At 57.8% G+C, this 15,565-nt stretch carries 12 protein-coding genes and 2 pseudogenes; 9 read left to right on the forward strand and 5 right to left on the reverse strand.

Annotated features, from left to right (window positions below):
- The first annotated feature begins 511 nt into the window (after positions 1-511).
- The 3 genes from C480_RS20650 to C480_RS20660 all read left to right on the forward strand — a co-directional run bounded on the left by C480_RS20650 (position 512) and on the right by C480_RS20660 (position 4,231).
- Positions 512-1,267: a hypothetical protein gene (locus tag C480_RS20650; RefSeq protein WP_006667606.1), complete on the forward strand. Its 756-nt coding sequence runs from the start codon at positions 512-514 to the stop codon at positions 1,265-1,267.
- Between the two features lie 131 nt (positions 1,268-1,398).
- Positions 1,399-2,586, forward strand: coding sequence for an MFS transporter (locus tag C480_RS20655; protein WP_006667607.1), 1,188 nt, complete (start codon positions 1,399-1,401; stop codon positions 2,584-2,586).
- 217 nt (positions 2,587-2,803) lie between these two features.
- Complete coding sequence (locus tag C480_RS20660) at positions 2,804-4,231, forward strand: sodium-dependent transporter (protein WP_049904150.1); 1,428 nt, start codon at positions 2,804-2,806, stop codon at positions 4,229-4,231.
- A 147-nt stretch (positions 4,232-4,378) separates the two neighbouring features.
- Here the strand turns inward: C480_RS20660 and C480_RS23950 are convergent, their stop codons facing one another.
- Together C480_RS23950 and C480_RS20665 are read right to left on the reverse strand one after the other, a co-directional pair.
- Positions 4,379-4,549 (reverse strand): hypothetical protein, encoded by a 171-nt coding sequence (locus C480_RS23950; protein WP_006667609.1) that lies wholly within the window; start codon positions 4,547-4,549, stop codon positions 4,379-4,381.
- A 334-nt stretch (positions 4,550-4,883) separates the two neighbouring features.
- Positions 4,884-5,603, reverse strand: a complete 720-nt coding sequence (locus C480_RS20665; protein ID WP_049904151.1) for a class I SAM-dependent methyltransferase — start codon at positions 5,601-5,603, stop codon at positions 4,884-4,886.
- Positions 5,604-6,526: 923 nt separating this feature from the next.
- On the opposite strand from C480_RS20665, the gene pdhA reads away from it, so the two are divergent.
- The 4 genes from pdhA to C480_RS20685 all read left to right on the forward strand — a co-directional run bounded on the left by pdhA (position 6,527) and on the right by C480_RS20685 (position 9,689).
- Positions 6,527-7,675 (forward strand): pyruvate dehydrogenase (acetyl-transferring) E1 component subunit alpha, encoded by a 1,149-nt coding sequence (pdhA, locus tag C480_RS20670; RefSeq protein ID WP_006667611.1) that lies wholly within the window; start codon positions 6,527-6,529, stop codon positions 7,673-7,675.
- Entirely contained in the window at positions 7,672-8,721 is a 1,050-nt protein-coding gene (locus C480_RS20675; RefSeq protein WP_006667612.1) for an alpha-ketoacid dehydrogenase subunit beta, read from the forward strand. The genes pdhA and C480_RS20675 overlap by 4 nt, the downstream gene beginning before the upstream one ends.
- A gap of 264 nt (positions 8,722-8,985) precedes the next feature.
- Positions 8,986-9,417 (forward strand): MOSC domain-containing protein, encoded by a 432-nt coding sequence (locus tag C480_RS20680; protein WP_006667613.1) that lies wholly within the window; start codon positions 8,986-8,988, stop codon positions 9,415-9,417.
- 2 nt (positions 9,418-9,419) lie between these two features.
- Complete coding sequence (locus C480_RS20685) at positions 9,420-9,689, forward strand: hypothetical protein (protein ID WP_006667614.1); 270 nt, start codon at positions 9,420-9,422, stop codon at positions 9,687-9,689.
- Positions 9,690-9,991: 302 nt separating this feature from the next.
- Here C480_RS20685 and C480_RS20690 read toward each other — a convergent pair whose 3' ends face one another.
- A complete protein-coding gene (locus C480_RS20690; RefSeq protein ID WP_006667615.1) occupies positions 9,992-10,792 on the reverse strand; it encodes a hypothetical protein in 801 nt (266 codons plus the stop codon).
- Positions 10,793-11,420: 628 nt separating this feature from the next.
- Between C480_RS20690 and C480_RS22760 the strand changes: the two are divergent.
- A pseudogene (locus tag C480_RS22760) lies at positions 11,421-12,383 on the forward strand (IS630 family transposase).
- 212 nt (positions 12,384-12,595) lie between these two features.
- On the opposite strand, the pseudogene C480_RS22765 reads toward C480_RS22760, so the two are convergent.
- Positions 12,596-13,079: pseudogene (locus C480_RS22765) on the reverse strand (hypothetical protein); the annotation flags it as partial.
- Between the two features lie 276 nt (positions 13,080-13,355).
- Between C480_RS22765 and C480_RS20710 the strand changes: the two are divergent.
- Positions 13,356-14,069 carry a ThuA domain-containing protein gene (locus C480_RS20710; RefSeq protein ID WP_006667619.1) on the forward strand — a complete coding sequence of 238 codons (714 nt, stop codon included), beginning with the start codon at positions 13,356-13,358 and terminating at the stop codon, positions 14,067-14,069.
- 139 nt (positions 14,070-14,208) lie between these two features.
- Here C480_RS20710 and C480_RS20715 read toward each other — a convergent pair whose 3' ends face one another.
- Positions 14,209-15,564 (reverse strand): anaerobic glycerol-3-phosphate dehydrogenase subunit C, encoded by a 1,356-nt coding sequence (locus C480_RS20715; RefSeq protein ID WP_006667620.1) that lies wholly within the window; start codon positions 15,562-15,564, stop codon positions 14,209-14,211.
- Position 15,565 lies beyond the last annotated feature (1 nt).

The raw sequence follows: 15,565 nt of genomic DNA on the forward strand, positions 1-15,565 counted from the left end.
AAAACTATTGCGAAAACCAGGGAGAAAAGCCCTCAAACACGCTATCAAAGCTACGCTGTGAAATCAACAAAGTGCTACACAAGAGCGATATACCATATCAACCACCCGGTCAAAACGAACTAATCGAAACCGGGGGCCAAAATGAGGGGATTGCGACGCTGTCTGCGACAAACCAACCGGGTCGCTGGTCTATACAGCAGTTTTAATGAAAGACTACAGAGGCACGTTTATTAATTAGACTTATAAATTAGGCCAACTAGTTAGCCTAACTCATACGTCTACTGAGTTGAATCGGATACAGACACGCACTATCGATACTGGCCGGTCTGCGTTCGCTGCAAGCACTTCTCGTTTGCGAGTTCACCAGTTCGCTAGTCGTCTGCCACGAAAGGACGGCGACAGAGGGACCAGGTTACAGGGGCGGGGCAACAGAGACAAAGCAGTAGGCCGGCACTACCCCCGCATTCGCACCGAAAGAGAGAGCATCAGGCACCGCGAAGGGTGTCATTCGATGGATGTACCCGCGGTCGCGGCCACTACCAGTGGCTCACTCCTCACCGTCCTGCTCGTCATCGGCGTGGCGCTCGCTCATTTCCTGCCCGATATCCGCTCGGAAACGACGCGCATCTCTCGGCACAGCATCCTCTCGATAGCCGGCGGCATCTCGCTCGTCTACGCCTTCCTCCACCTCTTCCCTGAACTCGATGCGCACAGAGGGTCGCTCGCCGGCGTCGAACTCGGTATTGCAACGCTCACCGAACACCACATCTACATCCTCGTTTTCGTCGGTGTTGCGCTCTTTTACGGCCTCGAACGGATCGCAACCGTCGTGGATACCCTCGCAGTCGCGTCGAAGGTCGGTATCTCAAAACCCGTCTTCTGGGTGCACATCGGCGGGTTCGTCGTCTACAACGCCTTTATCGGCTACGTGCTGGTTCAGGGACAGACGGGAACGGAGAATACGGTGCTGTTCGCGTTCGCGATGGCGTTTCACCTCTTCGGAAACGACGAGGCACTGGAACAGCACTACCAGGCGCTCTACAGGCAGCGAGGTCGCTGGGTCCTCGCGACCGCGGTCGTCGTCGGAGCCGTCATCGGAGCCGTCTATACGATGGATGACGCGCTGTTTACGATCCTCCTCGGACTCCTGACGGGCGGCGTCGTGTTCAACGCGATCAAAGACGAATTGCCACGAACTCGGGAGAGCCGATTCTGGGCGTTCGTCTCCGGGGCGCTCGTCTACGCGGCTATTCTAGTGACGGTTTAAGAACGGAAGGGCCTGCGCCTGAGACGGCGAGACCGGAGTTACGAAAGCGAGTACGAGTGCAATTTCGAGACGATAGGCGGTGAAGTGCAGGAAACGGAAGCTTTTCGCTACCGGTTGACTTACGCACTGACGTGCCGAATTCGGTCGCAGAAACGCCCGACAGCCCTCGGAGTTGGGGTGTCGCACTCGCCGGTGCGATCGGGATGGTGTTTACGTTCGGAACGCCGCTTTCGTACGGCATCTTCCGACAGCCCTTTAGCGAGGCCTTCGCGGTGTCTCCGGTCGCCCTCTCGGGCGTTTTCTCCGTGATGTTGTGTACGTTCTTCATCGGGTCCGGTATCATCGGCGTCTTCTCCGCGCGGTTGCCGATCCGGGGCGTGCTATTCGTCTGTACGGTTGCAACGGGATTGCTCGCGCCGTCGCTGTACGCGGTCGAGTCGTATCTCGGGTTGGCGGTCGTCTTCGCGGTACTCGGGCTCGCGCTGGGAACGGTATTCGTGTTGATCGCGTCGGTGATTCCGCGCTGGTTCGAGGAGCGCCGCGGGGCTGCAACGGGATTGATCTTCGTCGGGAATGGCCTCGGCCTGTTCTTGCTCCCGCCGATCTGGGAGACTGCGATCACGACACTCGGGGTGCGTCGTGGCTTTCTCGTGATCATGTCAGCGACGGCGCTTGCGTTCTTACTCGCGAGTTCACTGTGCCGGCGGCCGCGGTGGGCGACGCAGTCGACGCTGACGACGGCAGCGCTGCTCTCGTGGGTCCGACAGCTGTCGAGAACGAGGACGTTTCAGTTGCTCTTCGTCGGGTTTGCGCTCGCGTTTGCGTGGTACCAACTGCTGGCGGCGTACGCGATCGATCTGTTCGTCGCCCGAGGATTGACGAGTACGGAAGCGTCGACGATGTTCGGGTTGATCGGCGGGGTGAGCATCGTCTCTCGGATCGGCGGTGGCTATCTCGCCGATGCGATGGGATCACGGCGGGCGTTTCTCTCGTCGCTCGGCTGTGCGGCGTTCGGGATCAGTCTGTTGCTCGCGCCACAGTATTCGGTGCTCGCAGTCGCGATTGTTCTGGTCGGACTCGGGCTGGGCGGGTGTGCGACGCTTTACATTCCGCTGTTGTTACAGATATACGGCTCCGAGAAGGATACGGCGATCATCGGTATCTTCAACGTCGGTGGTGGGCTCGGAGCGCTGGCGATGCCACCGCTCGGGACGGCGAGCGTCGACTACACCGATGGTTACACCGTCGCAATTCTGCTGACGCTTGCCGTCACGCTCGTCTCGTTCTGGGCGGTCGTTTCCGGAACGTCGTCCCGTTGAGTCGAGCGGGAAGTGGCGACCCGTCCCGGAGGCGGGATATTCGGTGATGGTAGTACTGGATTGTGATAGGATCGAAGAGCGTTCGCTCAGGCGGTGGCAGTATCATCGGACAACGCGATACTCCGCCGAAATATGGCACGGTCGATAATTATCATATATCGATCACACCTACTCGATGGAAGGGCTTATAGCGGTCCGGATGGTCCCATGAGACAGGATGGCACGAGAGACGTGGGCCAGTCGGATCGGGTTTATACTGGCCGCGGTCGGGAGTGCGGTGGGCCTCGGGAACATCTGGCGATTCCCGTGGATGACCGCAGAAAACGGGGGAAGCGCATTTTTGGTGATGTATCTGCTGATCGTTCTCGGGGTTGGGGTCCCCGGGCTGATGGCCGCATTCGTCATCGGTCGCCGATCGAAACGAAACCCGATCGGCGCGTTTACGGTTCTTCGCGGGTCTCGCGGCTGGATGTTGCTCGGCGGTCTGTGCGTCGTCACCGCGGTGGCGTTGCTCTCGTTTTACAGCGTCGTCGGCGGGTGGATCCTGCGATACTTCGTCGAGAGTTTCACCGGAGCGTACTTCGCCGATCCGGGAACTCACTTCGCGGCGATCGACTACGGGCTGGCCGCGTTCGGCTATCAGCTACTGGTACTCGGCATAACTGCGCTGATCGTGATGGCCGGCGTCCGACGCGGGATCGAGACTGCAACGAAGGTCATGATGCCCGGCATCGCACTCTTGCTCGTCGGACTCGCCCTCTGGGCGACACAGCAACCGAACGCGAGCGCCGGCTACGAGTTCTTCCTCAGCTTCGACGGCGCGTACCTGACGAACAACTTCCTGTCGGTACTCGGGGCGGCCGCCGGGCAGGCGCTGTTTACGCTCTCGATCGGCAGCGGAACGATGATCACCTACGCCTCCTACATCGACGACGATCGGTCGCTGCCGTTCGACGCGTCGGCTATCGCCGGACTCAACCTGAGTATCGGAATTCTCGGCGGCCTGGTTCTGTTCCCGCTGCTCTTTTCCTTCGCCGGCGGCCCGACAAGCGGCGGTCCCGGGGCGCTCTTCGTCGGCATCGCCGGCGCGTTCGCGAACCTTCCCGCCGGTGAACTCGTCGGTGCGGTCTTCTTCCTCGTCGTCTTGCTCGCCGCGATTACGAGCCTGATCAGCATGTTAGAGATTCCCGTCGCGTTCCTCGTCGACGAGTTCGACATCGAGCGGCGGACCGCAACGGTCGCACTCTTCGGCGTAATCACCGTCACCGGCGCGTTTAACGCCTTTAACGCTGATGTGTTCACGCTCTTTGCCGACCAGCTCGTCGACCTGCTGTTGACGCTCGGGCTCACCGGGTTCATGTTCTACGTCGCGTGGGTGCTCGGCCCCGACGGCGTCGAGGAGTTCACGAACGGTGCGGGCGTACTCGCGCGGACGCTGGCGCTGCCGTGGCGGTACGCGATCGGCACGGTGTTCCCGACGTTCCTCCTCTTTACGTTCTACGCGGATAGCCTGCTATTGCTCGGATACGAACCGAGCACGATGGTGCTGATCGCACTCGCGCTCGTGACGGCCGGCGCGTTCGTAGCGCTCATTCACTGGTCCGAGCGGGGCGTCCGGCCGACGAACGCCGAAACCGCGGATTGACGGAAACAGACGAGTTGCTGTTTGTGTGAGAGGGTGTCATAGAACGATTTGCATGGCGTTCTGTTCACCCAATCTGGAGCGAACTATCCGTTCACTACACTTGCGAACCGAACGTAGCAGCAAGGTTCGAATTTGCGTGGTGTCTTCCTACGCTTGACCCCAACCGACACCGAAAGCGACACCGATTCCCATGCCAATAGCGATTCCTAGCGCGATATTATCCATTGCAACTCCAATAGAGGCCCCTATTGCGAGACCAATCGCGATCCCTGCAGCCATTTTGTTTGAATCAATCTGATTATCATCTTCTTTGGACATGCGTTTTCATTCGATTTTAGATGAATATGTATATAGATGGATGATATGTGGTTCTTCTGTACTTACCGTTTGTCGGGTAGTCACAGAGAGAGGGTATGGGAACTGTTCTATGACACCCTGGCTTGTGTGGGGCTGTTGAAGTCTTCACCGAGCGAGGTGGTTCTGTTGAAATCCTCTTCGTTCGATACTCTCGTCGCTGGAACAGCCGGTCGGTCGGTGTGCGAATCTCACGGAGACTCGGAAACGCGCTTCAGGCAAGTATAACACCGGACAAAGAAGAGAACGGAGTGAGCAATCAGAAACGTCTCTTTTGGTTTACCCCCGCACTCAGAAACTAGTCAGTTTTTGACGCCCTGACACAGAGGAACGTCGGGTATTTCAACCGTTTTTCGAAGGATTCCGGCTTCTTCTCTTTGAAAGTCTCTTTCGGCTTCGGTTCGACCAGTTCGTCCAGTCGGAACCCGGTTTCGATAAGTGGGTTGATGACCTCGGAGAATGGCCGGCGATAGAACGGGACAGCAATTTCCTCGCCGGAGGCCGACCACGTCATCCGTTCCTGTTCGATTTCGAAGTAGTTCTCGGCCTCGAACGCGATGTACTCATCAACTGGATGTTGCGCCGAAAACACGAGGAATCCACCCGGCCGGAGGATACGAGCGAACTCCCTGAAGGGCCGTCTCCAGTCTTTGGCGTAATGGAGCGAAAGACCGCAAATGACACCGTCGAACTCACTGTCGTCGACAAACGTGAGGGGGTCTGTGATATCGGCTCGGCGAATTGTCGCCCGATCGCCGATTCGTCGTCTCGCCTGGTCGAGCATCTCGGCGTTCTTGTCAACAGCGAGGACATCCGCTTCCCTCTCGATCAACCACTCTGCGTACCGACCGTGTCCACAACCCGCATCAAGAACTCGTCTGCCCTCTATGGTCGGAATGAGTTCCGTCATCGCAGGAAATTCTAGGTCTGCGCAGTACGGATCCTCTTCTTGCGTCTTGTACGTCTCCGCCAATTTATCATATGCGTCCTCTACGGTAGAGTTCTTGTCAGGAGACATGAACACAGTTGTATACCACTCCACGAGTTAATCGTTGTGATTCCGATTTCGAGTTATTACTCACCGTTACTGACATCGGAAACAGCTCTGTTGAACTGAACGGACTGAAAGGGACAACCGTTGGATTGTGTATCCACAGTCCAGAGAACCTTCATCATTTTGAAATATTGGACTCGTACTGCGCGTGAACTACCCCTGTTTGCTCGCTTGCTCGCGTTCTCCGTCAGTCAGCTCCCTCAGCATCAACTAACCAAGGTCTGCCACATGCATGGAACGAGTGGACCGATGCGGCGCTTACGGCCAGGGGAGAATCCAGGGGAAATCGATCAACCGATCCAGCCACGATGGCTCCTCGACGTCGGGACTCTTCGCCGGTTTCATCGGTACTAGCTGGGACCAGACGGAACTCTGTACTATCCACCGACGAATACACCTTGAAATGTCCGGTATTCTTCGGATAAAAATCCCGTGAATGTCCCAAAATTCACCCCCTCACTGTGAGTGAGTCACACAGTACTATTAAGTATATGACTGGAATCTATATTTCGTATGGCACCCGCCAGTACACTGGAGGGACGCAGCGTCAGTGACCGATCCCAACCACTCACTGTCGACTTGAACACACGGTTCTTCCAGACACTGCTCCCATCTTTTACATTTACAGCGACGCGGACACCGACACTGGCGGGCACCTCGTCGGCGCTGGACGGCAAACTGCGGTCCTCGCGGCGGACGCGAGCGGGGACGGCGACGGTTCCGAATTCGGACTCACGGCGATGTTCACGACCGGAACCAAAACCGACTCGGAGACGGGCACACCGTCCCGCCAACCATCGGTAGGACGGTCATGAACTCGTGTCCATGACGGCGGATTCAACGCAGCGACAGCATCTCAATCAGCGACAGGTCTCTGGACCACGACAATGAGTACCCAAAACGACGCGGAGCAGTACGGGCATAGCGCGACGACCTACGGCGATGACAAGCCGATTCGAATCCTCGATACGGACGGCACCGTCCTCCCGGACGCCGAGGTGCCGGACCTCTCGGCCGACGAACTGGTCTCGATGTACGAGGACATCAAACTCGCCCGGAGATTCGACCAGCGGGCGATCAGTCTCCAGCGACAGGGGCGTATCGCGACGTACGCGCCGATGACGGGCCAAGAAGGCGCACAGGTTGCAACGAGTTACGCGCTCGACGACCAGGACTGGCTGTTCCCGACCTACCGGGAACACGCCGCCAAGTACGTCCACGGAATGGAACTCGAGTCGCTGTTGAAACCGCTCTGTGGCCATCGAGACGGGTACGCGATCCCCGACGGCGTTCCTATCATGCCGGAGTATATCCCCATCGCGACACAGATCCCGCAGGCAACGGGGATGGCCTGGGGGAACCGACTCCAGGGAAACCCCGAGAGGGCCGCCCTCTGTCACTTCGGCGACGGGGCGACCTCCGAAGGCGACTTCCACGAGGGACTGAACTTCGCCGGCGTCTTCGACGTCCCCGTCGTCTTCGTCTGTAACAACAACCAGTGGGCGATTTCCGTCCCGCGGGACCACCAGACCGCCAGCGAAACCATCGCCCAGAAAGCTGCCGCCTACGGCATCGAGGGTATCCGCGTCGACGGACTCGATCCGCTGGCGATGTACTCGGTGACCAGCGCAGCACTACAGAAGGCGAAAAATCCCGCCGAAGACGACCGCCGACCAACCCTCATCGAGTCCGTCCAATATCGGTACGGCGCGCACACGACCGCTGACGACCCCTCCGCCTACCGCGACGAAGACGAGGCAAATGCCTGGCGCGAAAAGGACCCACTCGACCGACTGCAGAACTACCTGACTGCCACCGATATCCTCGACGACGAACTCGAGGCCGAGATCGACGACCGCATCGAGTCACGGCTCACCGACGCCGTCGAAACCGTCGAAAACGCGACGACCGATCCCGACTCCATGTTCGATCACGTCTACGCCGAGCTCCCGGATCGACTTCGCAACCAGCGCGACCGCCTGCGCGCGCTCCGCGAGAAATACGGCGACGACGCCTTTTCCGAGGTGTTAGAGTGACCTCCACGACGGCGGACGACGGGACCGCCGAAGCCGATACGGACACGGACGCGGAAACAGACGAAACCGACACGCTAACTCTCGTCGAAGCCGTCCGGGACGCCCTCTACACCGAGCTCTCGCTCGACGAACGCGTCATGATCCTCGGCGAGGACGTCGGCGAAAACGGCGGCGTCTTCCGAGCGACCGCCGAACTCGTAGACGAGTTCAGCGCCGAGCGCGTCGTCGATACGCCGCTCGCGGAATCGGGGATCGTCGGCACGGGAATCGGCCTCGCGCTGAGCGGACTGCGGCCGGTCGCAGAGTTGCAGTTCATGGGATTTTCCTATCCCGCGTTCGACCAGCTCGTCAGTCACGCGGCTCGGTTGCGAAGCCGCAGCCACGGCCAGTACTCGGTTCCGATGGTGATCCGAATGCCCTACGGTGGCGGCATCCGTGCGCCCGAGCATCACTCCGAGTCCAAGGAGGCCTTCTTCGTCCACGAACCAGGGTTGAAAGTCGCCGTCCCGAGTTCACCTGCCGACGCGAAGGGGCTGTTGATCGCGGCGATCCGCGACCCGGACCCGGTGGTCTTCCTCGAACCGAAACTGATCTACCGTGCGTTCCGGGAAGACGTGCCGACGGCCGCCTACGAAGTGCCCCTCGGCGAAGCTTCCGTCCGCCGTGAGGGGGCCGACGTGACGGTGTATACGTGGGGCGCTATGATCCAACCGACGCTCATCGCCGCGGACAACGTCGCCGGCGAAGCGGGCATCGACGTGGAAGTCGTCGACTTGCGAACGCTGTCGCCGCTCGATACCGAGACGATCGTCGAGTCGTTCGAGCGGACCGGTCGGGCCGTCATCGCCCACGAAGCGCCGAAGACCGCCGGCGTCGGGGCAGAAATCGCTGCGACGATCCAGGAAGAAGCGCTGCTCTACCAAGAAGCCCCGATCAGGCGCGTCACCGGCTACGACGTGCCGATGCCGCTGCACGAACTCGAGGAGTACTACCTGCCGCAGGCGATTCGGATCGAGGAGGCGATCCGCGAGACGGTGTCGTTCTAGCGCGGGACCGGGCGTTCATCATCCACTGACAGTCTGACTGTGTCTGACTCACCGGTACAATAGTTGAGATTGCGGTTCTCAACGCAGACGATTGTGATAGATAAATCCTTCTTCACTAGAACCAACAGTGGTCTCGAATAGGCTTCGCGAATCAAGGATGTCCCCCTCTTCTTTCAAAATGTATAACATCTACGTTCACGAAACAAATTTATGGGAACTGGTAGAGTTACACAGCTCCACATTGCTCCCGATAGTGGTGACCCGATGCAAGCACGACAAAACGTCGACGCAGTCGCCAAACGCGGGCTCCGCGGCGACCGGTATTTCGAAGAGCGTGGTCTGTGGAACTTTCTCGACGAAGACCCGGACCGAGAGGTACAGGAAGCAAGCGATATCACCTTCATCGAAGCCGAGGCGCTGGTAGCAGTCGAACGGGATGCCGGAATTGAGATCCCGACGGGTGCACACCGTCGAAACGTGACGACTCAAAATGTTCCGCTCAACCACCTCGTAGGCCAAACATTCACGGTCGGTGATGCCATCTGCGAAGGAATCCAGCTGTGTGAACCGTGTGGTTATATGCAGTCGCTTGTCGGAGAGGAGGAACTCTCGAAAGCGCTCGTCCACCGTGGCGGGCTTGATGCGAATGTCGTCAAGTCTGGTCCGATCGCCATTGATGACGAGGTTCGGTGGTAACCATGGTTGTCGTCGAGTTGAAAGGATCCATTTCCGTTGAAATGACGACGGGAGATTCAAAGCCGTGCAAGTACACCGTTATGTACGAGGGAGAACAGGTCGCTCAGTACGAAACCAGCGCAGATCCGCGAACGACGGGCGGTCGTATTGGGCTTCGAAACATCGTCTGCAGGCATGTATCCGGTGTCGATAAGAACGCGATTGATGAGTGGCTCTCGACTGAGATATCGCAAAACGCAGAGGCACTGTCGAACGAATTCGGGACGAGATAATACCTGTCCTCTCCGTAGTAACGTCCGCAAGACGTATTTTTGTCATCTTCTGTATTCATCCGGTTTTTGAACTATCTATAGTTTCGAACAGTACCCGAGAGAGTAGCGCGAGTTCAGTCCGCGGTGGGATCATGAGACAACCCTCGTCGGGTCCTCTTCCAGCCGCCGTCATTATGCCACTAACTCAATATTGAGTCGGTACCCGACCAGTCTACGCTATGGCGGAGTAGGCATCGACGGTTCACTACAGATCCCAGAAGCACGATCAAGGCGGCTGCAGTAGTGACTTACATCGGCGAGCGCTATAGCTCGCGGCCATCATACGCCTCGAGAATCGCCTGCACGTGCGCTCGGACCGCCGTCGCTCGATCCGCAGTCCCACACGGTACCGCCACCGGCGGCGTATACAGCTTGTCCATCGTCCACGAGAGCAGCCGTCCGATAGCGTCGTCCGGCAGGTCGTCGGGTTCCCAGGCGAGAACGAGGCCGGTTCCGTCATCACTTTTCCTCGCCCGTCGAAGGTTCGTCAGCCCGTAGCAACTCGTTTTTCGGCCGTCGATCGTCTCGACACAAAGCGAGCCACCCGCTATTCGCCAGCGACGCTGTTCAGCCGTCCACTCGAACGCCGTTTCGGTCGGGACCAGACACGCCGTTTCTCCGGAAAGATCGACGATTTCGCCGGAGCGAATCTCCTCCCCGAGCAGTGACGCATCGAGCCCGACAGCCGAATGGTGGGGAATCGACTCGAGAACCGGCGCGTCGGTCTGATAGAGTTCGACTCGAAAGACGAAGTGCGCTCCGGCGATTCCATCGGTGAGTGCGATGAGATCGAAGAGATGTTCTCGCCCCCGTTCAGTCGTCGTCGGGCACGTCCACGCAACCGTCCCGTTCCGGTCTGCTCCGGGAACGCGATCTAGGTGCGGGCGGACAGCCGCCCACGTTCGACGACACGCGTCGCCGTCCGGATCCATCTCGAGTTCAGCTTCATCGATGTACAGCCGAGCCGTCGTCGTCTCGGGGAGCACCAACTCGACGACCGAACTGAACTCGTCGGCGAACCGCTCGCATTCGAGCGTATGCGTTCGCGCCAGTTCCGAACCCATGTGCGAAAGGGTAGGAACGCTGAACAAATATGTATTCCTGTCGATCCAGTGGGAGCGCCGCCCGTTCAAACGGAACTCGACAACTGTTCTGGGGCACTGTGATGGCTCTTCTCGGGGAACGACTACGGAAAGAAGTGCAGTACGGTCGGCTAATTCGACTACTCGGGGCCAACGAGCACTACACCGACGAACGACTCCGAAGAGACAGATTCGCCGTGAAACGTCGACCGGTGTTCCCACTTGAGGATAAAAATCGATGGGGAATCGAAGGCTGACACGGTGGTAGAACTTTTTGGCCGGACCGGCTCCGAACAGTCTGATCACTCACTGCCAGAGATGATGAGACTTCGACTCGACGGAGTCTCGTTTATCGTCCCGCTAGTTCTCACAACGGAGAGTCGGTATCGGATCATTTTATTACAGTAATTCACTATACGATCAATATCGTACCAAATGATCGTCCGACTTCCTGTCCACGAGTTCTGGAAGCGATCAACGAAAAGGGATAACTGCAAGAACTTATTTTGAATGTATCCAGGCAGTATATATCCACCGCCCATCCGTTATAAACTGAGAGTGGCTATAGTAGCCGTTAGAATTATCTGCTCGGATATTGTTGCAGCAGACAGTGGATCACCTCGACGAGATCCCAGTCGAAGAGTTGCAAGACGCTCTCGACAACGTAGACGGAAAGAGGCCGACACAACGGCTCTTAGCTGCAATCGCGTACAAAAACGGCGTCACGCAGACTGAGCTAGCCAAGTGGTATGGCGTGCAGCGACGGACGATCTATAGCTGGCTCACGCGACTCGATACTGATGAGTCGCTTGAGCAGGCCGTAACTGATGCTCATCGGTCTGAGAGAAAGCGAAAGCTCTCGGAAACAGAGTAAGAACAGTTCGAAGCAACTGTCCATAGATCTCCTGAAGAAGTAGGGCTCAATGCGCCGGCGTGGACGCCGGCGCTCGTCCAGCAGTATCTTGCCGAAACCTACGATGTCGAACACTCGATCCCGAGTTGCCGGCGGTTGCTCAAAGAAGCGGGATTGAGCCATCAAAAACCACGCCGTACAGCCGCTGAAGCTGAGGCTGACGAACAAGAGACGTTCCACGAAGAACTCAAAAAAGCGGCGGGAGATGGACGCCACAGTAGTCTGTATCGATCAAACCAAGAAATCCGTGCAAGTCGAGCCGCGTGCCGCGTGATTTCCGCGCGGCACGCCGCCGGCCGTCGAATTGTCCGGGCAACGCGACTGGACGTGTCTCTTGGGCGTGATCACCGAGGACGGTGATCGCTTTTTTGCTCGATTCGAAGAGTACGTGACCGCCGAACATGCGAAACATTTCAGTCTCGCGTTATGCAACGCGTTCGAAGATAATTTGATCGTCGTGTTGGATGGAGCGCCGTATTTCCAGGCGTCGGCCGTCACGTTACCAGCGATTCACCGGAACTTAATCGAGTCGAAAAGTGTTGGAGACAGCTGCAATCAGCTCTTAGCAACCGGTTCTTCGACTCACTTTCTGAGCTAACAACAGCGATCGATACCGCTCTTGATCAACTCTCCATCCCCAAAATGAGTAGCTATTTCTAACTCCTACTATAACGGCGCGTGAGGACCTTCGTGACGTTGCCAGCGTACTTACCAAAAAATCCTGTTGAAGAGTGCTAGAGACAACTACAAGCTGCTGTGTTGAATAGATGCTGAGTCACGGTTAGAGTGGTTCACAGAGCGGTTCTATGTTCGAGATGGCGAACATGAGGCCGATTTCACGGAACTGTCGATACCAGCTCAGCGCTGAGAGTCGTCGGGTAGTGAAGATCAAGCACAGCTTGCGTTGCTGTATCGACGAGTGTTGTGACTTTGAGCCTCTGGACGCGATAATTCGTTCGGTGGCAGCAGTGGCGGCTCGCACGATCTCGTTCATAGAATGTTGCGTCGATCGTAGCGTGTTCAGAGAGGTTGTACAACTGCGTCCCAAGACCGCTTCGCGATTTTGTGGGCTGCACAAAAGCTCCACTTTTGCGAACGTCGACTGGCGCAGCACGCGACAGACGTTCATTCGATCCGGTCAAACGCCTTACACAGCGGGGAAGGTGCAGGGAGGTCAACTGCTTCGAGACCGATTTCCCCTGTTATTTGGCATTTTCTTCAGCAGACCGGTCGTCATCCGATAGGATATATCGAGGTGAATCCGGAGACAATGTAGCAAAATGAGGGCAATCGGGAATCCGTAACTCTTTGTGAAATCGAGACACAATGCTCGGTGAAGTAGGATATTTGCGTCATGGACAACCAAATTTTCCGCTTCAACGCCTTCGATTTACTGACCTTTCCCGACGCCGCCTAGTGATTCAACGCAGCCCTTCAATCTCAGTCTAGCAGTGCCCGTATGACCGGCCTGTCCATAGAAGGAAGAGACTCCTGATGAAGAACCCGAAGAACACCAGTGAAAGTACACATGCTTCTACAGATAGACAAGGCGAGTGCCTTGGAGCTTGACCCCGAGGGTTCACATCGATCAGCTACCGATACATTTAGACTGGCGTCTAACAAAGCTAACGTATGGTGTCTGTTACCATCTGGAACGAGTTCATACAGGAGCAAACGGAGGATAATGTCGAAGCGGTATACCCGGACGGCATTCACGCGGTCCTCTCGGAAGCTCTCGAGCGACGCGGACACGAGGTCCGCGTAGCAACGCTCGACGAACCGGAACACGGGCTAACGCCGTCGGTGCTGGACAAGACGGACGTGTTAGTCTGGTGGGAGCACAGGGCTCACGAGGACGTCGACGATGCTATCGTTAAGCGAGTCTGTGATCGCATCTATGACGGGATGGGGTTCGTTCCGCTCCATTCGGCGCACTACTCGAAACTCTTCAAACGGCTCATGGGGACTCCGTGTTCGCTCGATTACCGCGAGTCGGGCGAGCGTGAGCGAGTCTGGACCGTCGACCCTGGTCACCCGATCGCCGACGGTATTGATGGATCGTTCGTCATCCCAGAGACGGAGATGTACGGCGAACCGTTCGCGGTTCCCGAACCGGATCGATTGGTCTTCGTCTCCTGGTTTGAGGGAGGCGAGGTGTTCCGCTCGGGTTGCTGTTATCACAGAGGTAACGGGCGAATCTTCTACTTCCGACCCGGACACGAGACGTACCCCGTGTACCGGGAGCAGACGGTGCAGGACGTTATCGACAACGCAGTCAGATGGTCGGCGACGGAGACCGGCGCGACGATCGACAAGGCGAACCGCTCCGTGTCCCCCTCGGAGTAAGGCAAACCTCCACGCGCAAATCCCGACGGTCTAGCGGCCCAGACTAGCTATCAACGCAGCCGATCGTCGGATGGGAAGTTGTAAGCGATCGAAGCGACCCAATGCCCGCTAGGCTGATCGAAAAGGGGTTCCAGTTCGCTTACGCGAGAAGCGCGTCTTCGATCAGCTGAAGGGGGTGGCGAATCTCGTATCCCGTTCCGTGTTCCATCTGCATCGCGCAGGTTGGACACTCGGTCATCCCGGTGTCGCCCTCCGCGCGTTCCAAGTGATCGAACATTTCCTCGCCGATCTTCATTGACGTCTTGTACTTCTCAGCCTTCCACCCGTAGGTTCCCGAAATGCCGGAACAGGAGTCGCCGACATCTTCGACGTGAACGTCGTCGACGTCACGGAACAACTCGACCGCCTGCCTGTGGAGTCCCTGGTTACGGGCGTGACACGGTCCATGGTAGGCGAACGATTGCCCGTCGAGTTCGGCGTCCGAGAGCGCTTCCTCGAGGTCCTCGTGGATCCGCAGGTACTCCAAGGCCTCGAACGTGTTTCCGGCGACATCTTCGATCCTGTCGATATCGAATAGTTCGGGATACTCTTGCCGGAGTGACAGCGAACACGACGTGCAGGATGCGATGATATCCGCTCCGTCGTCGATCGTCGCGGCAAGTTCCGTGACGTTCGTCACGGCGTGTCTCCTGGCATCGGTGAGCATTCCGTTAGCGAACATCGGCGTTCCCGAACACTGTTGCGGCGGGACCAGCACCTCGTAGTCAAAGTACTCGAACACCCGCACCATCGCTTTAGCCACTTCGGGCGTGTTGTAGTTCGAGTAACAGCCGTGGAAGTATGCCACTCGCTTGTCGGCGTTTTGAACCTGTGCTCCGCCGCGGTCATGCCACCATTCCCGGAATGTCTGCTCCGCGAATTCAGGGAATTCCCGCTCTTTCGTGACGCCGAGCGTCTTCTCCATCACCCAGCGGACGGGACCGAAGTTCATCATAAAGTTAGCGAAGCGGGGTACTTTCGACGCGAACCGGGCCGACGTCCGATAGTTCGAGAGGATTCGGTTCCGGATGTACTCCCGCGAGAGCACGGACATCTGCTCGTCGACGTACTCTCCCCGAGCCTCGTTGTGCATCTGCGAAAGCGGCACATCCGACGGACACGCCGAGTCGCACCTCATGCAGTTCGAACAAGACGTGATCGAGTCACCGATATCGATGTCCTCTTTCCGCTTGAGTCGCCACTGCTCGGGGCCCTGAAACTTCGGCCCCGGGAACTCCTCGTCTACTTCCGCAACCGGGCACGAGATATCGCACGTGGTGCACTTGTAACAGTCGTCCGCGCCGGCACGAAGGTCTAAATCTCCTTCCGGGAACACCTCCACGATCTCAGAATTCTCTCCGGCGGACGCGTCGTCGACAGGTTCGACAGCGGAACCGCCGTCAGTAGCGCGAGGTTGCGCAGTCGGGTCGTCGTTCTCGTTAGTTTCGTTAGTCATG

The sequence above is a fragment of the Natrialba aegyptia DSM 13077 genome (assembly GCF_000337535.1).
In the GTDB taxonomy this organism is placed as follows: Archaea; Halobacteriota; Halobacteria; order Halobacteriales; family Natrialbaceae; genus Natrialba; species Natrialba aegyptia.

Bases quoted from the DNA above. Each gene is read 5' to 3' on its own strand.
- C480_RS20650 (WP_006667606.1), top strand. From the start codon at position 512: ATGGATGTACCCGCGGTCGCGGCCACTACCAGTGGCTCACTCCTCACC.
- C480_RS20685 (WP_006667614.1), top strand. From the start codon at position 9,420: ATGGTTGTCGTCGAGTTGAAAGGATCCATTTCCGTTGAAATGACGACG.
- C480_RS23950 (WP_006667609.1), bottom strand. From the start codon at position 4,549: ATGTCCAAAGAAGATGATAATCAGATTGATTCAAACAAAATGGCTGCA.
- C480_RS20710 (WP_006667619.1), top strand. From the start codon at position 13,356: ATGGTGTCTGTTACCATCTGGAACGAGTTCATACAGGAGCAAACGGAG.
- C480_RS20680 (WP_006667613.1), top strand. From the start codon at position 8,986: ATGCAAGCACGACAAAACGTCGACGCAGTCGCCAAACGCGGGCTCCGC.
- pdhA (WP_006667611.1), top strand. From the start codon at position 6,527: ATGAGTACCCAAAACGACGCGGAGCAGTACGGGCATAGCGCGACGACC.
- C480_RS20690 (WP_006667615.1), bottom strand. From the start codon at position 10,792: ATGGGTTCGGAACTGGCGCGAACGCATACGCTCGAATGCGAGCGGTTC.
- C480_RS20660 (WP_049904150.1), top strand. From the start codon at position 2,804: ATGGCACGAGAGACGTGGGCCAGTCGGATCGGGTTTATACTGGCCGCG.
- C480_RS20715 (WP_006667620.1), bottom strand. From the start codon at position 15,564: ATGACTAACGAAACTAACGAGAACGACGACCCGACTGCGCAACCTCGC.
- C480_RS20665 (WP_049904151.1), bottom strand. From the start codon at position 5,603: ATGTCTCCTGACAAGAACTCTACCGTAGAGGACGCATATGATAAATTG.